Annotated in this window: 18 protein-coding genes and 1 pseudogene; 9 read left to right on the forward strand and 10 right to left on the reverse strand. The window is 69.2% G+C overall.

Going from position 1 to position 19,868, the window contains the following annotated elements; translation table 11 throughout:
- Positions 1 to 407: 407 nt before the first annotated feature.
- The 4 genes and pseudogenes from LZG04_RS00330 to LZG04_RS00345 all read right to left on the reverse strand — a co-directional run bounded on the left by LZG04_RS00330 (position 408) and on the right by LZG04_RS00345 (position 4,463).
- Positions 408 to 1,877 (reverse strand): DNA cytosine methyltransferase, encoded by a 1,470-nt coding sequence (locus LZG04_RS00330; RefSeq protein WP_233812211.1) that lies wholly within the window; start codon positions 1,875 to 1,877, stop codon positions 408 to 410.
- A pseudogene (locus LZG04_RS00335) lies at positions 1,874 to 2,686 on the reverse strand (TRM11 family methyltransferase); the annotation flags it as partial. The pseudogene LZG04_RS00335 and the gene LZG04_RS00330, both read right to left, overlap by 4 nt.
- 381 nt (positions 2,687 to 3,067) lie before the next feature.
- Entirely contained in the window at positions 3,068 to 3,778 is a 711-nt protein-coding gene (locus tag LZG04_RS00340; RefSeq protein WP_233812212.1) for an SAF domain-containing protein, read from the reverse strand.
- 124 nt (positions 3,779 to 3,902) lie between these two features.
- Positions 3,903 to 4,463, reverse strand: coding sequence for a hypothetical protein (locus LZG04_RS00345; RefSeq protein WP_233812213.1), 561 nt, complete (start codon positions 4,461 to 4,463; stop codon positions 3,903 to 3,905).
- Positions 4,464 to 4,806: 343 nt separating this feature from the next.
- Here LZG04_RS00345 and LZG04_RS00350 point away from each other — a divergent pair, with 343 nt between their 5' ends.
- The gene (locus LZG04_RS00350; RefSeq protein ID WP_233812214.1) at positions 4,807 to 5,976 is read left to right on the forward strand and encodes a hypothetical protein; all 1,170 of its coding nucleotides are present in this window, start codon (positions 4,807 to 4,809) and stop codon (positions 5,974 to 5,976) included.
- 1 nt (position 5,977) lies between these two features.
- On the opposite strand, the gene LZG04_RS00355 is transcribed toward LZG04_RS00350, so the two are convergent.
- The gene (locus tag LZG04_RS00355; protein WP_233812215.1) at positions 5,978 to 6,640 is read right to left on the reverse strand and encodes an HAD family hydrolase; all 663 of its coding nucleotides are present in this window, start codon (positions 6,638 to 6,640) and stop codon (positions 5,978 to 5,980) included.
- 273 nt (positions 6,641 to 6,913) lie between these two features.
- Here LZG04_RS00355 and LZG04_RS00360 point away from each other — a divergent pair, with 273 nt between their 5' ends.
- Genes LZG04_RS00360 through LZG04_RS00370 form a run of 3 tightly spaced genes read left to right on the forward strand, consistent with a single transcriptional unit; the run spans position 6,914 to position 8,900 of the window.
- Entirely contained in the window at positions 6,914 to 7,735 is an 822-nt protein-coding gene (locus LZG04_RS00360) for a helix-turn-helix transcriptional regulator (protein ID WP_233812216.1), read from the forward strand.
- 32 nt (positions 7,736 to 7,767) lie between these two features.
- Entirely contained in the window at positions 7,768 to 8,016 is a 249-nt protein-coding gene (locus LZG04_RS00365) for a transcriptional regulator (RefSeq protein ID WP_233812217.1), read from the forward strand.
- A complete protein-coding gene (locus LZG04_RS00370; protein WP_233812218.1) occupies positions 8,013 to 8,900 on the forward strand; it encodes a lipopolysaccharide assembly protein LapB in 888 nt (295 codons plus the stop codon). The genes LZG04_RS00365 and LZG04_RS00370 overlap by 4 nt, the downstream gene beginning before the upstream one ends.
- Here the strand turns inward: LZG04_RS00370 and LZG04_RS00375 are convergent.
- A complete protein-coding gene (locus LZG04_RS00375) occupies positions 8,889 to 9,938 on the reverse strand; it encodes a LysR family transcriptional regulator (RefSeq protein ID WP_233812219.1) in 1,050 nt (349 codons plus the stop codon). The genes LZG04_RS00370 and LZG04_RS00375 overlap by 12 nt on opposite strands.
- Positions 9,939 to 10,121: 183 nt before the next feature.
- Here LZG04_RS00375 and LZG04_RS00380 point away from each other — a divergent pair, with 183 nt between their 5' ends.
- The 4 genes from LZG04_RS00380 to LZG04_RS00395 are packed head-to-tail and all read left to right on the forward strand — an operon-like array spanning position 10,122 to position 13,289.
- Positions 10,122 to 11,237 carry a radical SAM protein gene (locus LZG04_RS00380; protein ID WP_233812220.1) on the forward strand — a complete coding sequence of 372 codons (1,116 nt, stop codon included), beginning with the start codon at positions 10,122 to 10,124 and terminating at the stop codon, positions 11,235 to 11,237.
- Positions 11,234 to 11,905: a dTMP kinase gene (gene tmk / locus LZG04_RS00385; RefSeq protein ID WP_233812221.1), complete on the forward strand. Its 672-nt coding sequence runs from the start codon at positions 11,234 to 11,236 to the stop codon at positions 11,903 to 11,905. Before LZG04_RS00380 ends, tmk begins: the two co-directional genes overlap by 4 nt.
- Positions 11,896 to 12,738, forward strand: coding sequence for an endonuclease/exonuclease/phosphatase family protein (locus LZG04_RS00390; RefSeq protein WP_233812222.1), 843 nt, complete (start codon positions 11,896 to 11,898; stop codon positions 12,736 to 12,738). The genes tmk and LZG04_RS00390 overlap by 10 nt, the downstream gene beginning before the upstream one ends.
- 56 nt (positions 12,739 to 12,794) lie before the next feature.
- Complete coding sequence (locus tag LZG04_RS00395; RefSeq protein WP_233812223.1) at positions 12,795 to 13,289, forward strand: NUDIX hydrolase; 495 nt, start codon at positions 12,795 to 12,797, stop codon at positions 13,287 to 13,289.
- A gap of 20 nt (positions 13,290 to 13,309) precedes the next feature.
- On the opposite strand, the gene LZG04_RS00400 is transcribed toward LZG04_RS00395, so the two are convergent.
- The 3 genes from LZG04_RS00400 to LZG04_RS00410 form a co-directional block, all read right to left on the reverse strand.
- Positions 13,310 to 13,495, reverse strand: coding sequence for a hypothetical protein (locus LZG04_RS00400; protein ID WP_233812224.1), 186 nt, complete (start codon positions 13,493 to 13,495; stop codon positions 13,310 to 13,312).
- A 197-nt stretch (positions 13,496 to 13,692) separates the two neighbouring features.
- Positions 13,693 to 14,958: a methyltransferase, FxLD system gene (gene fxlM / locus LZG04_RS00405; RefSeq protein WP_308198892.1), complete on the reverse strand. Its 1,266-nt coding sequence runs from the start codon at positions 14,956 to 14,958 to the stop codon at positions 13,693 to 13,695.
- 642 nt (positions 14,959 to 15,600) lie between these two features.
- Positions 15,601 to 15,852: a hypothetical protein gene (locus LZG04_RS00410; RefSeq protein WP_233812226.1), complete on the reverse strand. Its 252-nt coding sequence runs from the start codon at positions 15,850 to 15,852 to the stop codon at positions 15,601 to 15,603.
- Positions 15,853 to 16,074: 222 nt separating this feature from the next.
- Between LZG04_RS00410 and LZG04_RS00415 the strand changes: the two genes are divergently transcribed.
- Positions 16,075 to 17,727, forward strand: coding sequence for an N-6 DNA methylase (locus tag LZG04_RS00415; protein WP_233812227.1), 1,653 nt, complete (start codon positions 16,075 to 16,077; stop codon positions 17,725 to 17,727).
- Here LZG04_RS00415 and LZG04_RS00420 read toward each other — a convergent pair.
- On the reverse strand, positions 17,724 to 19,865 hold the full coding sequence (locus LZG04_RS00420) for a DEAD/DEAH box helicase (protein WP_233812228.1): 2,142 nt from the start codon (positions 19,863 to 19,865) through the stop codon (positions 17,724 to 17,726). The two genes, LZG04_RS00415 and LZG04_RS00420, sit on opposite strands and share 4 nt — an antisense overlap.
- Between the last annotated feature and the right edge of the window lie 3 nt (positions 19,866 to 19,868).

Below are 19,868 nucleotides of genomic sequence, written 5' to 3' on the forward strand. Positions count from 1 at the left end.
CATAGCGGGGAAAGGGCAAGGGTTCTCGGGTAGAAACTTATGTAGTGTTTGTAGGGCTCGATCCGTCGCTGTGGCCGCTGTCCAGGAGGGCCTTTCTCATCGCCTGTAGGTGCGCTTGCTTTGTGGTCGTGCGGGTCGCGTGCCTGCCTCGACGATCGCGCGAAGATCGGCATCGGAGAAGCGGAGATGCTTGCCGAGAAAAGTGCAGGGAACTCGTCGGAGGCCGGCTTGCCGGCGGAGCCAGGACTCCTTGACCGTCAGGATGACGGCAGCCTCGGCCGGGGTGTGCAGCTGCGGGGACCGTAGGGTCATGTCCCGACACAGCTCCGCTGATCCGTCTCGGGTGCCTGAACGAAGGACTTCTTCCTCGTCGTTCGAATGATCGGGCGCTACCGGGTTTCTCGTGGTCATGCCGCAGCCCTCTCCTGCCTGATCTCGGTGTGGTGGTCGGTGTGGAGAAGTGCGGCGAGGTCGGCCAGCAGCAGGGACACCGCGTGGGCGGCCTGCTGCGGAACCACGCCGTTGCCCAACGCCCGCAACTGCGCGGTGCGGGGCAGGGACAAGCCGGTCACCCACCCGCTCGGCAGACCCATGAGGTGCTCGACGAAGGCGGGCGCGAGTACCGGTCGGCCGTGGTTGCCTGGCTGGGTCGGGTGCGGCGCCGGGCGGTCGAGCACCGCCTCCCAGCGACGGATCGCGGCCTCGTAGACACTCCAGTTCACCGCCGCCGAAACCGACCTGGATGCCGGCCCGCCGTCCGGGTCGGGTACCGCTACGAGGTGCCGTCGGCTCCGGTCTCGTCGGTCTGGGTGGCGGCCGGCGAGACGAGCAGGCGGATGACCGCCGAGGGCAACATCAGATCGCCCTTGCTGCCCCGCTGCGCCGGGCAGCCCTTCGTCCCGTCCGTAGCGCGCGGCGTCGGCAACAACGCCTCCGGTTCCACCAGCGGGAGCACCTGCTGCGACAGCGGCGGCCGAAACCCCGCTCCAGCCTTGCGCCCTGCCGTTCCGGTGTCCGAGGCTCGCGGGGTCGGCAGCAGCCGAACCTCGTCGGGCAGCGACGGATCCCCACTCTGTGTCCGGTGTGTGCAGTTCTTCGCGTCCGAGGCCGTCGGCGTCGGCAACAGCCGGAGCCGGGCCGACAGCGACGGGCCGCCCCGCCCGCCGGTACCACTGATGCCGTTGGACGAGCCGTCGTGCGCAGTCGGCATCACTGGTGTCTCCACCTCCCCGGCCGTCTCGGAGCAAGCGCGGCCAGGCGAGCAGGAACACCCGCTCGCGGCGGTGTGCGGCTCCGACGTCGGCGGCGCGGACGCTACTCCAGAGCGCGTCATACCCCGCTTCGGCCAGGTCGCCGAGTACACGGTGGAGCCCTCCGTTGCGCCAGCGAAGCGCGGCGACGTTCTCCACGACGAACAGCGCGGGTCGTAGTACGCGAACGGCCGCCATGATGTCGGTCCAGAGTCCACTGCGTTCGCCTTTGTCGATGCCCGCGCGCTTGCCGGCGGCGGAGATGTCCTGGCAGGGGAACCCGGCGGTGAGCACCTCGACCGGCTCAACCGTGGTCCAGTCGATGGTGCGGATGTCGCCGAGGTTGGGGCTGCCCGGCATCCGGGCGGCGAGGATCTGGGTGATGTGCGGGTCGGGGTCGGCGACCCAGGCGACGCGTCCTCCGCCGAGCGCGGCCAGCACGCCGAGGTCCAGGCCGCCGTAGCCGGTGCAGAGCGAGCCGACGACCGGTCCCGGACGCCTCATGCCACTGGACGACTGTCGGGTGGCCGCCCGCACCGCCCCCGCCGCCGTCGTGGTGACGGCGACGAGGGCGGGGACGGACTCGCGCCCCGACCGAACTCGGGTGCGGTGTGGCAGGGTGGTCATGCCGCCCAGCTCTCCGGCACGCCCGAGTGCTCCTTCGGGTTCCCGGTGTGTCGCGCTCGGTCGGTGAGGAAGCGTCGCGAATCGCGGCGGTCCGTCGAGATTCCTGAACCCGCCGACCGGCGCAACGCCGTGCGGAAAACCAGTACGTCCTCATGTGCGATGAGGTGCAGCGGCAGTCTGGCTTCGCGCTGTTTGCGGATGAAGTCGCGTTGGAAGAAGCTGCCGCGCGCGATGAGGTCGGTCTCGGCCGCGCGCGCCAGCAGTGCGACGCAGCGCTCGACGGGGATCAGGCCGGCGTGCAGGCCGCAGGCCAGGATCTGGGAGGGCAGGTCGATGAGTTCGGCGTGCTCGCGCCAGGGTCGGATCGTGATGGCGATGTGCCCGCCTGGCCGCAGGTAGGTATTGAGTCCGGCGAGGATGCGGGTGAACCCGGCGAGCAGCCGGTGGTGGCCGATGTTGGCGAGGTTCCCGCGGTCGAGGGTGTTGCCGTAGAGGTGGTGGTACTTCTGCACCCCGACGCCCGGCACCGCGGACACCTGGCCGTGGGTCGACGGACCGTAGGGCGGAGAGGTGACGACCAGCGCCGCCTGGCCGACGTACTCGGACGGTAGCAGCGACGCGATCTGGCGGGCGTCGCCGTGGAACACGTGGCCCTCGTGCCGTACCCCGGCGTCGCGGGCGAGCGCGAGGTTGGCGCGGGCGACGTCGACCCAGTGCGGCTCGTACTCGACCCCGACCGCGCGGCGCCCGGCGTGCAGGGCTTCGACGAGGGTGGTGCCGATACCGCACATCGGGTCGAGGACCAGGTCCGCAGTCGACGATGACCACCGTGCCCGGCTGGTTGGCCGCCACACGCAGCACCCCGAGCCCACTGGTCGGGTCCGGAGCCAAGGCCGACAGTGCCGCGCGGGCCTGGTCGGCATCGGGCGGGGCGCAGATCACCGGCAGGCCGCCGGGAAGCTGCTGTGTGTGCCGCCACACCAGGTCGGCGTCGCCGCCGCGGCGTGCGGCGGCGGCGAGGCTCACCAGGCCCGGTGTCGAGGACAGGGAGAATCGCAAGCCGAGATCGCCACCGGAGGGATCGGCCTCGACCACCAGTGCGCGTGCCGGAGCGGGCCAGCGGGCGGCCAAGGCCACGGCCAGCGTGGTGGCGCCCGGTGAGCCTTTCAGGGACAGGACCGAGATCAACATCAGCGACCTCCAGCGGAGAGCATCACGATCGACAACTGGCCGGCCGGCACCGCGGCGACCTGGCGGGCGGCGGACTCGGACAGATGCACCGACACGACGGTGTTCTGGTCGCTCGCCGGGGTGGTCACGCTGGTCACCACCGCGGGCCAAACCGTGCCGCCATCGGCGGGCGGACTGGTCGCGGTTCCGGTCTGGCCGGGAACGAACACCACCGACACCCGCGCTCCCGGTCCGACTTCCGCGGGGAACTGGCCAGGTTTGAGCGCCAAGGCGGCGAGGGCCTGCCCGCTCGTCGGGAGCGCGGCGCCGCCGACGGCGTCCGGGGTGAGCAGCGCCCCGGCCGACAGGCTGGTGGCCATCGGCCTGCCGACCACGGTGGCCGCCTGGTCCGCGCCGACGACGGCGACACCAGGGTCGACCGCGACGTTGACCTGCCGCAGGTCCTGCGTGGTCAGAACGTGCCCCACCGGCACACCGCGGGCCAGCGCGAGCACGGCCTGCCGATCTCCCGAGTTCAGCGAGATCAGCACGAAGCCGCCCACACAGGCCAGGACGAGCAGCACGCCGAGCAGCAGGTACGGAACGCTGCGGCGGCGCCCTGTGGTGCGCAACCGCGAGGAGAAGGGCTTCTTGCCGTCGTTGACCCAGAGGCCGTTGGCCGTGCTCGTGGCTCGGTCGGTGTCGGGCCGGATCGTGGTGTCGGTGCTCACGCCGGTACCTCCAAAAGGCATGCGGGTAGTGCGCCGCGTCGCCAGAGGATGGTCAGCGAGCGGAACAGGTGGTCATCGCTTGTGGGCTATGCGGAGATGCCTCGCCAGGAGGCAGTGGCGCCGGTCAGCCGCCGCCGTTGTTGAGCGCATGCGACTCCGCTACGCGGAAGGTCGCGTTGCCCGTCGTGGTCAAGTCCGGGAACGTCCCGCCCTGACCCGCACCGGACCAGGTCACCGTCCAGTGCACAGTCGCCGTCACCAGGTACGCCTGCCCGGGTTGGTTCGCTGACGAGCGGCGGTAGACGTGGCCGCAATCCGGCGACGGCGCCTTGGGATCTGCGCCCGCCTTGTAAGGCGTTCCGGCGCCGGTGCAGGTGACGGTGACACCGTCACCCATCTCCCACGTCACTGACGTCGGGGTGGCAATCGCTGTCACCGACACACCCGGAACCGATGCGTTCGCCGACACCTCCTGCCAACCACCGCTCAACCACAACCACGTCGGCAGGTTGACCAGCTGTACCTCGCCGGGGTTGGCCGAGATCGCCACCGATGGCAGCCGCAAGCGGTTGCGCGCGATGGCGGCCAGCTGCTCCGGTGACAGCGCCGGTTCAGCACTACCGCCAGGCACCCAGATCGGTCCGTGGGTCAGTGGGTCCTTACCGTCCGGCGAACACACGACCATGAACCAACCACCTGGCTCCCTCGGTTGCTCACCCGGTGCTTGGTAGTCGACTGGCCTGTAGCTGCACTCCGCGAAGGGGTCCTCTCCATCGCCTGAAGCTTGATCGGCGCCAGTCGGGCGATCCGGGTTCGAACCTGGTTGCGGCCTTTGGCTGTTTCCAGCCCCGAGCTCGCATACGGGCACCGGTGCCTGGCTGCAGCGGGGTTGGAGTCGTGACGAACTCGCCGAACAGATCAAGCGCAGTATGCAGGCTGCTGGCGAGGCAGTACCCGGCCTGGACGACGAGGTGGTGCGTCGATGGGAGTCCGGAGACCGCACGCCCGAGCCGCGGTACCGCAAGCACTTGGTGCTGGTGTTCGGCATGGCTGCCGACGAGTTGGGTCTGCTGTCCCCGAACGAGCGCGCGCTGCGCCCGGCGTCGGCCGTCGCGCCGCACGGGATCGTGCGGGACGATTTCCTCGAGGCCATCGTGAGGAAGGTGACGTCGATCATGCTTGGTGTCGAGGGCGAGTTCGGGCGGAAGCTCTTCCTGAAAGGGCTGCTCGGTGCCAGCGTCGCCCCACTGCTGGCGCACGGGACCATGCTCCCGGAGGACATGGAAGCCTTGGCCGGTCCCCGACGTACGAAGCTGGACCGTCGCTCGGTCGACGCCTACCGGGCGATCGCCGCGTCGCACCGTGATCTCTACTGGACCAGCCCGGCCAGCACCCTGCTGCCGTCGGTGGTCGCTCATGCGCAGCTCGGCGAGGCCATGATGAAGGACGCGTCTGCGGCCGACGTGCTGCTGCCCGTGCTCGGTGGCGCGGTGGCCGAATGTGCGCTGCTTGCCGCGCGGCTGATGTTCTTCGACCTCGCGCGGGACGACGTCGCCGAGCTGTTCTTCCGGTTGGCACAGGACGCGGTCGAGGTGTCGCGGGACCACAGCCTGGCTGTGGCGGTGCTCGCGCACCGCGCGTTCGTGCCGGGCTTCGCGCAGCAGGAACAGCCCGCCCGAGCGTTCTTGGACGCGGCTCACGCCCATGCGCGGTATGACGCGGGGCCGCTGCTGCGGTCGTGGTTGCACTGCGTCGACGGTGAGATATCGGCGCGCACAGGACAGCCTCAGACCGGCGTGGCCCGGATTAGGTCCGCCGAGGACGCGCTGGGCAGCAGCGGCACCGACCCCGTGTGGCTGGACTTCTTCGACGCCTCCAGGCTCGCCGGATTCGCCGGCAACGCCCTGCTCTTGGCGGGCCAGCACCACGCCGCCGCAGACCGGTTGCGAGACGCCTTGGACGGCTTGGCCGATGGCGCCGAGCGTCAACGGGCCGTGCTGCTGTTCGACCTGGCCGTCGCACAGGCTCCCGGCGATGCCGATCAGGCGTTCGCCACGGCCGGCGAGGCGTGTGACGTGCTCGGTCGCGACTTCTACGCCACCGCTCTCAAGCGCGTTCCGGCCGTTCGGCAGGCGTTGCGCCACACCCCCTACGCGGCCGAGCTGGACGAGCGGGTTCGCTCGCTGACCGCGGTGTGATTCACCCGGCCTGGGCGTTGTGCTCGGCCACCCGCGCGGGGAGGGTGGCCAGGCCGTCGAGCGTGAACAGGCACCGGTCCTCCACCTCCGGCATCCGCAGGATGTGCCCCCAAGGGCCACGGCGGATCAGCGCGGTGGCGATGCCCGCCTGTTGCGCTGGCCGGATGTCGTTGTCCAGCCGATCGCCGACGTAGAGCACCGACTCCGCGGCAACGCCCGCCTCACGGACCACGCGGTCGAAGAAGGCGGGCGAGGGCTTCTCCACGCCCCAGCTGTCGGAGGTGCCGATCACGTCGACCGGTAGGTCCAGCGCCTTCAAGATGCGCTCCGCACGACTGGTCTGGTTGCCCGCCAGACCCACACGCAACCCGGCTTCCCGGAGCTGCTCGAAGCAAGGCCGGGCATCGGCGTACAGGTTGTCCTCGCCGAAGGTCTCCGGCTGCCCGGCCGCGGCACGGCGCTCGCGTTCCTCGGTCAGGTCGAAGCCCGGCCTAAAGACCTGGAACGTCTCGCGGTAATCCTTACCCTGGGCGATGATCGCGCCGAAGACGGCGGAGAAAGTGTGGCGGGGAACGCCGAGCCAGTCCGCCCACGTCCCGTACTCACGCGTCTCGTCGACCAGGATCTCCCCCACGTCGAAGAAGACCGCTTCGATCTTCGCCACTCTCCAGTCCTCCTTCAGATTCCGGTACCGGCATCGTGCCCGACACCCCGTGAGTCGCGCCGCCCAGGGCTGTCAGCACGCACGGATGTTGGAGCCGGTGGGGTGTTGGAGGGGCGATGGAGGGCTCCTGGCCGGTGCCTCGGACGCGGCCCCGATGGTCAACTTCATCCCGTCCCGGTCTCACCCCGTACGGGAGAGCATGTGAACACGCCCACCGCACCCCACCCGGCCACGCAGCCACCGGAAACCGATGGCAGGAGGACCGCTCCACGGTTGAGCAACGCCCACAGCCGCGAACTCGGCGAGGAACTACGCCGTGTCCGCCATCGCGCTCGCATGTCGGCGGCGAATACGGCCGAGGGCATGGGCTGGTCACTGGCCAAGTTGAGCAAACTGGAGACCGGGAGCCGGGGCACGACCTCATGGGAAATCGCCACCCTCATCGGTCGCTTGGGTGCGGACAAAGCCACCCGCGACCGGATCCTGGCCATTGCCAGCGAACCGGACAACGGCAGCTTCCTGCGCTTCCACGACCAGGTCCCTGACGTCTTGACCGCACTCACCCTGCATGAACGACTCGCCCTGACCATCACCACCTACGAGCCCCTCACCGTGCCCAGCCTCGTTCAGACCGAGGACTACGCCTACGCACTAACTGGTGACCGGACAGTGACGCTTGCCCGGATGACGAGGCAGAACGTTCTGCACCAACAGGGCCATGGTCCGGAGATGACGGTGTTCGTCCACGAGGCCGCCTTGCGCACCACGGTCGGCGACCCGGCAGTCATGCGCGACCAACTGCTGCACTTGGCCCTGATGTGCGGGTGGGACAAGTTCACGCCCAGGGTGGTCCCGATGTCGCAGTCCTCCGACGCCGTCATCCGGAACCAGGCCACGCTGCTCACGTTCGACGCCCCGATAACGCCCTTGGCCTACGCCGAAACTGACGCCGCAACTGTGTTCCACGACGATCCGATCGCCGTCACGCGCTACCAAGCCAGGATGCGGCGGCTGGCCTCCCTGGCCCTGAGCCCCGCACGATCCCACGACCTCTTCGCCAGCTGGGCCGACCGCTACGACCGCGAAGCCCAGTGACGATGCCGCCCGACGCCGGACACCAGAGAACCATGTCCTCCTCGCCCACCATCAGGCTGCGGGCCGAGACCTTCGCCAAGGCCCTGTTTTTGTCCGGTTACCGCTCCGACTACAGCGCCGCGACGGCGTTCGGAGTGAACCGCTCCACTGTCACCCGGGTCCGATCCGGTGAGCTGCAACCGGGACCACGGTTCATCGCCGGTGCGCTGACGGCGTTGGCCCCGATGCGGTTCGAGGACCTGTTCGAGGTGGTCCCCGGCCCGAGTAGGACATCGAAGTGAACGCTCCGAGGCACGCAGCCTCCCGACTGCGCCGCGAGCTGGCCGCGCTCGACCACGGCTTCGATGCCGATCGGGTACTCGCGACGCTGCACGGCGTGCTGGATGAGCCGGAGACCGCGACCAGCCTGCTGGCCGAGATCTGGCCCGTTGTCCCACCCGGCGCGGACCAGGACTTCATCCGCCGGTTGAGCGATGTCGGAGCCCGGATGCTGACTGCACTGCCGACGTCCCTGCTGTTGGCGGCGGCATTCCGCCGCGCCGCCCGCACCTTGCGCGCACAAGACCAGCTGCGCCTCGCCGCCCTGCACGGCATGCGAGAACTCGCGGTCCGGCGACACCGTGACGACGACCCCGGCGCCACCGCGGAAGCCCTGCTGGACCTGGCCACGACCTATCGCGCCCAGGGCCGGCTGCACAAGGTCGTCGGGTGCGCCGACGAGATCCTGGAGACCTACCTGCTGCACGAGCACCAGGCCGGTACCGCCGACGCCCTGGTCCACCTAGGCACGTTGATGATCGAGGTCGGTCGGCACGGATCCGCGATCAACTACCTGTCTCGGGCGGACAAGCTGTTCGGGGACCTGGCTGATCGCTCCGGACGCGCGCGATGCCTGCCCGAACTCGGTCGGGCGCTATGGCTAACCGGCAACCCCGCCCAGGCCCACAGAGAGTTCAACCGCGCGCTTGCGCTGCTCATCGGGACCGACGACACGGCGGCACAACGGGTACGCGACCTGCGCACCGACCTCGAATCCCGGCCCCCGGTGAATCAGCAGCATGACGCCGCCACCCCGCCCCTGGTCGTTCGCGACCACGGCCTGATTACACGGACCCACACGGTCGGATCACCGGGTCGCGATGGTCCGGACCCGTCAAGGAGATGACGTCGGTCGTGCGGGCGTCGCTTTCGTGAAGGCGGTCCAGAGGAGGTTAAGGGGGTGATCGTGCGCGTAGCGGTCGCGTTCGCCTGGGCGAGCGAAAATGCCCGTCACGATCTGGAGGTCGGGCACGTAGTCGTGCGCCAAGGCGATGTTACGGAGGTTGGTGCCGGGCAGCTTGCCGGTCACGGCCGCGTGGGCGACTCGTTCGGTGGTGAGCATGCAGCCGTGGAGCAGTTCCGTGTCGAGCAGCGTGAGGCCGTAGTTCAGGGAGTCGATGTCGGCGACGACGTTGAGGGCGCCTCGGTAGTCGGGTCCGTACCAGCGGCCGAGGAACTGCGCGAGCAGGCCTGCGGAGGGCACCAGCAGCGGCAAGGCTCTCAAGGTCTCCGACGAGACGGGCTTGTCGGGCAATTCACGGGGGTTGAGGTTGGTGAGCAGCGCGACGCGTTCGCGGTGCCATTCGATGAAGTCGTAGTCCAGGGTCACGGGCCGGTCGTACTCGGTGGCGAGACTGCCGAGGACAACGTCGACGTGCTTGGCGTCCAGCCGGGCCCACAGGTCTCGGGTGCGGACGTGCTCGATCTTGAGCTGGACGCCCCGGCTCTCGAACTCCGCGCGCAGGGCGGGCCAGATGGTGCCGAGGAACTGCACCGTGAATTCGGTGGTGCCGACGGAGATGGTGGAGCCGACGCGGCGCCGGGTGTGGTGCAACCTCTCGCCCCAGCCGCGCAACTGCTCGACCGCGAGATCGACGACCTCTTCACCCGAAGGTGTGAAGGCGTGGTCCTTGCCGCGCCCTTGCTTAAGCACCAGCGCTTCGCCGACCAGGCGGACCGCGGTCCCGTTAAGGTTGTCCAGCTGCTTCTGCACGCTGGACTGCTCACGCCCGAGGGCCTTGGCGGCACGCTGCGCGCTGCCGGTGATCTTGACGATGGCGAGCGTGCGCAGTTGGTCGAGGCTGATGTCGAGCACGTGGGGCGGAAGGTTCAACAACTCGGCGAGCAACGCCGCGTCGTGCTCGGAGCCCGCAGGCTCGGTCACCGGTCGCTCCTGTTCATGGCCTTCGCTGTCCGCTCGGACAACTGGGTTGTCACTGCGCGCCATGACAACGGAACTGTCCCGAATATGTCCACCAGGACACCTTAAGACCAATTACTGTTCGACCGAACATCTATTCAGGCTTGCACGTCCTCGCGTGTCGCCTGGGATGTGGAGAGGTGAGCCATGAGCGCCCGCAGCATCGTCGGCCCAGACCGGGCCGCGTCGTGTTACTTCCGGACCACGGTCGACGCACCGCACCGCAAGGCGCTGGTGCAGATCAACGAGGACTGCAACCTGCACTGCGCGCACTGCTTCGTCTCGGCCACGAAGGTCGGCAAGCACATGCCGCTGGTGGAAGTCCTCGACAAGGTGATCCCCCGACTCGCGCAATGCCGGGTCACCCGCGTGACGCTGACCGGCGGCGAACCGACGCTGCACCCCGACTTCATGGAGATCGTGCGTGCCTTCCACGACGCGGGTATGCAGGTCGGGATCTGCACCAACGCCACCACCCTCGACGACGACCGGATCGCGGAACTGGCGGAAGTCGGCGGGGTGCACTGCAACGTGTCGCTGGACGGGTTCGCCGCCGAGTCCCACGGACGTTTCCGTGGCGACCGTGCCTCGTTCGAGGTCACCGTCGCCACGGTGCGGAAACTCGCCGAGGCGCACCTGCTCCAGGGCCTGCTGTGCACGCCCAACACGTTGGCGCGCAACGAGGAGTACGCGGAGTTGTGCGCGTTCGCCCGCGAGCACGGCGCCCGCTACGTGCTGCTCAACCCGCTGGGCAGCATGGGCCGCGGCGTGAAGTCCCAGCGTGCGTTGGCCAAGACCACGATGCACATGCAAGAAATCTTCGAACAGACCATCGGGTTCGACGGGCCGGACCTGGACATCGCCCACATCCGCTTCCCCAACACCGAGGGCAGGCCGCTGTCGGGCTGCGAGGCCGGCACCATCCTGTACGTGTTCACCCCCGGCGAGGTGACCGTCTGCCCCTACCTCGTCTTCGCCGCCCGAACCCCGGCCTCGCAACACGCCGACACCGAGTTCATCGTGGGTAACATCTTCACCGACGCCGATCTCGCCGCCCGCCTGGACGACTACCGCTTCCACGACCGCTACCGCGTCGGTGACAACCCCACCTGCGGCGCATGCTCACTCAACGACGGCTGCGGCAAGGGCTGCCCCGCTGCCGTGATCGCCAACGGAGGCCGCATCGGCCAGGTCGATACCGATCAATGCCCGGTCCCGGTTCCCACGCAAGGCCGTCGGCTGCTGCCGCTGACGCCCGCATGACCACCACCGAAGCCCGGCGACTGCCCGGAACGCTGATCACCATCGACGGCCCCGGCGGTGTCGGCAAGTCCACCACCACGGCCCGCGTGATCGAACTCCTCACCGCCACGGGCGCCACCGTCCACGGCACGACCCAGCCGTCACGCACCCCGCTGGGCGAGCTCATCCGCCACGGCACCGACACCTACCGCGGACTCGCGCTGGCCAACCTCTGCGCGGGCGACCGCCTACACCAGCTCGCCGCCGAAATCCTGCCCGCCCTCGCCGACAGCAGGATCGTGGTCAGCGACCGGTACGTGCCCTCCTCATTGGTCCTGCAAGGGCTCGACGGCCTCACCTTCGACACCGTCTGGCACCTCAACGACAGCGTCTACCGACCCGACCTCGCCGTCATCCTCAACGCCGACCCCGACGTCATCGCACACCGACTGCACAGCCGCGGCGCACACAGCCGCTTCGAACGCACCACCGACAGCAGCACCCACGAGTCCCTCGGCTACCACCGCGCCGCGACCTACCTCCGCGAACGAGGATGGCCCGTCACCACCCTCGACACGACCACGGCCCACCCCTACGAGATCGCCGACCAGATCGTCGACCTCATCCGACCACCCGCCCCCACCTATCCGATCGACGGGATCACGGAGGAGAACCCGGCATGCCCCTGAGCCTGCTCACCCTCAACCTCGGCGCCCCCTCCCTCGACCGCGCCCGACGCCAACTTGCCTGGCTCGCCGACCGCCCCGAGGACGTCTTCGTCCTCACCGAGACCAAAGCCACCCCGGGCACGAAGCACCTGGCCGACACCTTCACCGCGGCCGGCTACGCGGTGACCCTGCCCCACCACGCCGACGGCGAACTCGGCGTCCTCATCGTCAGCAAAACGGCCACCCGCCCCGACCCGCTCACCGACCACCTCGACTACCTCCCGGCCCGAGCGACCGGCGTCGTCACCCACACTGACCACGGCCCCCTCCGCATCCTCGGCGCCTACGTGCCCTCCCGCGACGCCACCCTGGACAAGACCGAACGCAAAAAACGCTGGATCGCCGGCTTCCAAGCCGCCCTCGACACCACCCGCACCGACACACCGGTCCTACTGCTGGGTGACCTGAACGTCATCGAACCCGACCACCAACCACCCCACCGGGGCCAGTTCGCGCCGTTCGAATACGACTTCTACCGCGACCTCACCCGCCGCCACGGCCTGCTCGACCTCTACCGCCATCACCACCCCGACCGGATCGACCACAGCTGGGCCCGCCGCCCCGAACTCGGCTACCGCTACGACCACGCCCACGCCACCCCCGACCTGGCCGACCAGCTCCTGACCTGCGCCTACGTCCACGACACCCGCACACCGCAGGCAGACGGCACCCGGCTCACCGACCACTCCGGACTCGCCGTCACCTTGAACCTCACCCCCGCCACCAGGCTGCTAACGTCCGACCCCACCACGGTGGCCACCCAGCACGACGAACCCGAATTCACCCTCTTCTAGCCGCCCCGCCGGCCACCGATGCCCCGACCGCCACACCCTCGAGGGACACCGCACGGATGGCCGGCACCACCAGCACCACCCCACGCATCGGCGCCCGCGTACTCCTGCTCGACCCCGCCGACCGGGTCCTGCTCATCCACGCCCGCGACCCCGACCAACCCGACCACCACTGGTGGGAACTACCCGGCGGCGGCCTCGACCCCGACGAAACCCCCACCGACGCGGCCCGCCGCGAACTCGCCGAGGAAACCGGCATCCACAACATCACCCTGGGCCCCCAACTCTGGATCCGCGAAAGCCGCTTCCACTACCGCGGCCGACAGCACCACCGCATCGACCACGTCTACCTCGCCCGCACCACCACGACCACACCCCAGGTCCCGCTCAAACCGACCGAGAACGAGAAAGTCGGCCTCATCGAACGCCGCTGGCGCACCCTCGACGACCTCACCGACTGCACCGACAAACTCCTCCCCGCCGAACTCCCCGATCTGCTGTGGCAAGTCCTCGACGGCCACCTCCCCACCACGCCGCTCGTCCTCACCGGCTGAGCACCCACCAGGTGCCCCACCTACGACCGTCGAGGTGTGGACTCGGGTTCGTCACCGAGCCGGAGGGAGGTCAGGAACGCGACCGCGGCCCGGTGCGCCGGCCCGTCCGGTGGCACGACCTCCAACAGCGCGACGAGGGCGAGCAGTCGGTCCTTGTCCATCACCTCGAAGTAGCGGACGAGGTAGGTGTTCCAGCGGCTGTCCACTCCGCAAGCTCGGCAAGGGCGCCACCAGGTGCCGGAACCGATCGACCAACCGCTCGTACTCGTGCCCCTCGATCACCGACGACCCACCCACACCTCACAGGCAGGCACACGGCGGTCGGGGAAGAACCGCTCTACGGTCATCGCACAAGCGTTCGATTCCATGACGAGCATGGTTGTCATGCCGGTTCCCCCTTTCTTCAGCCGCGTGTCGCGGTGGTGTGTTCTGCGTGGTCAGCGCTGGTGGACCAGGTGACGACCACGCGGGTGTGGCGGCGGTCCATGACGAACCCCGAGGGCAGCGCCTCGTCCGGGATCGCGGCGGGGTAAACCGTGATGTGGGCGCGATGCTCGCTGTGGCGGTGTTCCCGGTCCCAGGTGCGGATGTCGGCCACGACCTGGTCCGCCAGCTGCGCGGCGTCGGGGCCGTGGGCGAAGACGCCGAACTCGGCGCGGTCGGTGTCGGGAACGCGGCGGGTGACCCGGTAGGCGAAGCCGGTGTCGCTGTAACGCGTGGGCGCACCCCATTGCGCCCAGCCGCTCACCAACTTGGCGTCGACGGCGGGCTTCAGCGCCTGGAGCAGTCCGAACCGGCCGGGCCGGGTGGCCAGGAACAGGTCCAGGTCGTCGAACGGCTCCGTACCGCCGACCTCGACCCCCGACCACGCCTCAGTCCGGCCACCGAGCAGCGCGTCGGCCAGCGCCACCGGATTGGTGTCGGCCGGGCCATCGATGCGCAGGCCGACCTGCTCCCCCTCGACGAGGGACAGGAACGTCTCCTCGTGCGCACCCAAGCCCTGCATCGCCACGAACCCGGCCCGCTGGTGGTCACGATCCACCAGGATGCCTTCGACCTCGTCCAGCGCCACGGTGCGGGTGGTCCCGCGCATCAGCAGCGGCACCACGATCCGGCCGCCCTCGACCAGCTGCTCCCGCCACGCGGGCGGCAGATCCCAGGCACCGACGGTGACGATGATGCGGTCGAACCGTTCCTCGTCGGCGATGGGGTGCTCGGCGTCGCCATGCACTACCCGCACCGCCGGGTAACCGGCCTCGGTCAGCAGGCGCCGGGCGCGTTCGACGACATCGCCGTCGATGTCGACCGACACCACGTACCCGGTCGGGCCGACGATCTCGGCGATCAGCGCGGCGTTGTAGCCGCCGGAGCCGATCTCCAGCACCCGCATCCCGGGACGCAGGTCGGCTTGCTCCAGCATCGCCGCCTGGATCGCGGGCGCGGAGACGCTGCTCAACGCCGCACCGTCAGGGCCGCGTTTGGTCACCACGGACTTGTTGGCCGCATACGCCTGCTCCGGTGTGGCCTCCGGGGCGAACAGGTGTCGTGGGACCGCGGCGAACGCCTGGGCCACCGCGTGGGTGTGCAACGCCTTGAGTGCCCACAGTTCGTCGAGCATTCCTCGGCGCAGGTTGTCCGGATTCGCGGCGGTGTCGTCGGGCATTGTCATCGGCGCGCCGCCTGCACGTGGTGGGACCGCACCGTCACCTGCGAGCCGGCCTGCGGTGTCGTCGGGTGGTCGATCCTGTGGGCCCTCATGGGCTGGCACTCCTTGCGGTTGCACGGTCGTGGTCGGCGAGTTCGTGCCTTGGTCGCCTGTGGCTGTCGACCGTACTCGTGTGGTGACTCCGTGTTATCAAGTGGTGTGGTGGTGCCCGTGGCTGTCTTGCCGGGTCCTCACCGCTGGAACTTGCGTCCTTCGCAACCGATGTCGCCGTGGTCCGGGAGGTGGGGGGAACGCCGCTGGGCATCGGCCTCGCGGTGGGTCTGGTCGCTCCACTCCTGGACCGCCGCGTTGCCGAGGATTTGGGGTAGTTCGGAAGGCCGACCTCCGGCTGGCCGGGCCCGAGGGAGACCTCTTGTTCGAGCACGTCACCGGCGTTGTCCAGCCGGGGGTCGCCGGTGCCCATGCGTAGCGCGGTCGCCGCCGCGAACTTGATGATCGCGTTGGACATGAACGTCGCGATGGCGCCCGGACCGCGCCGCGCACGACATCGATGGCCGATGCGGCCACCGTCATGGCCTGGGCGGCGGAGGTGGCGTGGCTAGCGCCACCCGTGACCACGGTGGAGAAGTCCTGCACGGCCTTGCGTTAGCCGTCGATCGCCACGCCCTGGGAACCGCTCAGCGTGTCGAGCGTGTCGGAGTGCTTCTCGGAGGTCTCCCGCATGCGCTTGGCGATGTTGCTCCACGTCGTCGCCATCGCATTCACGGCGTCCGGGTCGCCTGCGAGTAGGTCGAGACCTTCCTTTGAGGAGACCGATGTGGTAACTGGCCAGCTGGCGGACGTGCCTTTGCCGAGCCGTTCATTGAGCGCGTATAGCTCATCGTCGAGCCGACCCACCAGTTCACCGGCCGAGATCGACCGGACGGGTCCTCGACGGAGACCTTCCGCAGGACTCCGAGCGCAACGGCGCTTCGACGGCATGCAGCAACCGCCCCACCGGATCGTTGCAGCGCGGGGATCAGAGTCGTCGAAATTTGTCGACTTTCAGGCTGGCCACATGTTGGCAATGTCAACGTGAACCACAGCAGATGTGACGGGGGTGACGTATACGATCGTCAGGTGAACGCGGACTTCGCAGATCGGACCAGGTCACTGGTGACCGCATCCGAGATCGCCAAGCTAGCCAACGTGACGCGGGCTGCGGTGTCCAACTGGCGGAAGCGGTATCCGGACTTCCCCGCCCCCGCGAGCGGGGCTGGCCGCACCGCGCGATTCGCGTTGCCTGATGTCGAGTCGTGGCTGAGCCGCCAAGGAAAGGCAGACGACGGTCCTTCATCCGAAGTCCTCCTCTGGCAGGCGCTGCGCGCCCAGTACGGCGACGACCTCATCGATGCCCTCGCCGATGTCGCCGACGCGCTCGCGACCGGAAGCTCAAGCGGCCTCGAACCGGGGACCCGCGCGCAGGTGCTCGACCTGGCCCAGGAGAGTTCACCGGCCGAGGTCGTCGATGCATTGCTGACAAGGGCGCTCGCGTCTCCCGGACGGGCCGGCTCGGAGCCGATGTCCACGCCGCGCTTGGTCACCGCCGTGCGCCGGTTCGCCGGTCCGGTAAGGGGAACGGTGTTCGATCCCGCCTGTGGGGTCGGGTCGTTGCTGTTCGCATGCCGGGGAGCCGGCGAGGTTTCGCTGATCGGGCAGGATGTGGATCCGGCTGCGGCGCGCCTTGCCGGGCTCCGCGCGTCGCTTGGCGGCGGCCCCGAAGTCGCGGTCAGGGTCGGGGATTCACTTCGCAATGACCAGTGGCCGGACCTTCGCGCGGATCTCGTGGTCTGCGAGACACCGGTGAACGTCAGCGACTGGGGACGCGACGAACTCCTGCTGGACCAGCGTTGGGAGTTCGGCGTTCCGACCCGCGCGGAAAGCGAACTGGCTTGGCTCCAGCACTGCTACGCCCACGTCGCGCCGGGCGGCCGGGCGATCGTCGTCATGCCCGCCTCGGTCGCCTACCGCAAGGCTGGCCGCCGAATCCGGGCCGAGCTCGTCCGCCGCGGCGCGCTCACCCAGGTCGTCGCGCTGCCGGGCGGCATGGTCGCGTCCCATCAGCAGCCGGTGCAGCTCTGGACGTTGGCGCGGCCGGCCGACGCGGACGTTCCCGGCGGCCACGTCCGCATGATCGACCTCACCGACCACGACCCGGACGGCACTTTTGAACCGGACGCGGCGCACGTGGTCGACGTGCCCGCCATCGACCTGCTCGACGAGGAGGTCGACCTGACCCCGGCCCGCTACGTGACGGCGGCGCGGACCGACCACCTGGCCGACTACGAAGCCGCTCGGGCGGCGGTGGTCGCACGACTGGCGGAGCTCAGGCACCTGCTGCCGATCGTCGCGGCGGGACCTGGTTCGCTGGAGGGCGCGGCGGTGAGGATCGCGGATCTGGCCAGGGCGGGACTCGTCGAGGTTTCGGGGGACGCCGTCACCGCCACCAGCGATCGGCTCGACACCGACTACCTGACGGGGTTCGTGCGAAGTGCCGCGAACACCAAACGTGCCACCAGTGGTAGCGGCACGTTCCGCGTGGACGTCCGCGGTGCGCGGATCCCCCAGATGAGCATCGCCGACCAACGCGCTTACGGCGCGGCGTTCCGTCGCCTCGACGAGTTCGAGGAGTCCGTGGCCGAACTCGCGCGGTGGGCTCGGCGCGCAGCCGAGCTGGCTCGCGACGGGCTGGCTCGCGGGTCCCTGCTCCCCGGGCCGGACAACGCCGACTAGCGGTTCGCGGTGGAGGGCAGAAACGGGCTGGCGGCGCCGCTCCACGTGACCGCAAGGGCTTCCCGAGCCCTGGTGCACGCGACGAAGAGCAGGCACCGCTGTTTGAGCAGGTCGCTCTCGTGCTGCTGCGGGTCGACGTCGACCGGCGTCACCTCCTTCACGAAGGGCATGGCCTTGTCGGTCACGCCGGCCACCGCCACGCACCGGAACTCCAGTCCCTTCATCGAGTGCATGGTGGCCAGTCGGACTCCTTCGACGTCGGCGCCCGGCTGGTCCTTCACGCGTACCGCCGGAATCCCTTCGACGATGAGCTGATCGAAGACCTTGTCGAGCGTCAGGTTGAACCGGGCGCACACGGCGATGTCGCCGGCCGGAACACCCTGCTCGATCCATTCGCGCACCAACCCTGCCAGCGCCACCACCTCGGCCTGCTCGGTCGGGAATCCGGACAGCCGAGGCCGACCGCCGTGCAGCAGGGACCGGTAGCCAACCAGGCTGTCGGTGCCGTCGCCGCTCAGCTCACCCACGGCGGAACCGTCCAGGACCCTGGTCGACCAGGCGAGGATCTCGGCGGTGCTGCGGTAGTTGATCCGCAGCCGGCTGCTCCGGCCGGTGACCGAGATGCCGACAGCGCGCAGCGAAACCCGGGAGTCGTAGATCCGCTGGTGCGGGTCGCCGGTGATGAAGAGGTCGTCGGGCCCAGCCTTGACGGCGGCGCGGAGCACCCGCCACTGAGCCGGGTGCAAGTCCTGGGCCTCGTCGACGACCACGTGGTCGAAGCGGTGATCGCTGCCGCCGTTCAGGATGTCCGCGGCTTCGGCGCAGATTTGGAGATGGGTGGTCTTGCCCGCAGCGCGCAACTCGGCCATGAACGCCTCGACAGCCGCCCAGATCTGCTCCCGCTGTGCGGCGCGCAGCGAGGATCCACGGCCCCGACGCTCCACTTCGAGGTACTCGTTCTTGGTTCGCACGTTTTGGGCGAGCACGACGTGTCGGAACTCGCTCGTGAGGAACTGCTCGGTCCACGGCAGGTTCCGTTGCCTGCGAAGACGTCGCCACATCTGCCGTTCGTCGTTGTCGGAGATGGGAGACAGCGCACGCCCGACGTGGTCGCGGACGACGCGGTTCGCGAAGGCGTCGACGGTCGTGACGTGCACCCGGGCGAGCTGCTCCTCGTTGTCGAGCAGCAACGCCAGGTTGTCGCGCAACGCCCGAGCGAGGGCGTTGGTGTAGGTGGTGAGCAGCACTCGGCGGTCCGGGGAACGGGACAGCAGGTGTTTCACCCGGTGCAGCGCGACCACCGTCTTGCCCGTGCCTGGGCCACCGGTCACCTGCGCGGAGCCGTTGTAGGAAACGCGGTAGGCCACTCGACGCTGTGACGGGTGCAGGAACACCCGCCAGGCCGCGAACGGCTTGTCCAGGATTTCGGCCAGTTCGTCGGGACTGGTCACCAGCGTGATGCGCGTGCTGGTGTGGGTGATCGCCCTCGCCAGGCTGTCGTCCGCCTCGGACGGTTCGCCGACGGGCCTGCGTTCGGCGACCACGTCCCGGTAGACCTCCTCGGGCGAGAACCCTTCGGCGAGGTATTGCAGCACCTCGAACTGATCCTCCGGCAGCAGACTGCCGAACGCCTCCAACTGCGCCCGATCGCTGATCGCCCGCGCCGCGCGGAGTACCTGGTCGTCGATGCCGAGGTCACGCAGCACCGTGTCGGAGTGCTTCGCGAACAGCAGCACGGGCGCGCTCGCGGCAGCTTGTTCCAAGGGTGGCGTCAACTGCTCGATAGCGACAACGTTGCGGACTTCGAGCGCTCGCGTGGCCGTGTTCACGGTGTAGAGCCGTTTCGCGGCCCAGGTGTAGGCGTCGTCGTGCGGGACGACGTTGAGCAGCAGGAAGATGTCGCTGCCGTCGTCAGGCGCCAGCACGACACCGCGCCAGAAGTCGGTAACCCGGATGGTGCGCATCCGCGGGTCACGAGCCTTGTCGACGGATTCCAGGTGCAGCCCCTTGTCCGCGTACAGCTCGGCGATGGGGAGCTGCTGAAACTTGGCCATTGCCTTGCGCACCCCGGCCCTGACCTGCTTGTCCAGTTGGTCGTAGGTCTCCCAAAAGCTGTTGGCGAACGCGAGCTGCGGCATCGT

The sequence above is a fragment of the Saccharothrix sp. S26 genome, from assembly GCF_021390395.1.
Classification (GTDB): Bacteria; Actinomycetota; Actinomycetes; order Mycobacteriales; family Pseudonocardiaceae; genus Actinosynnema.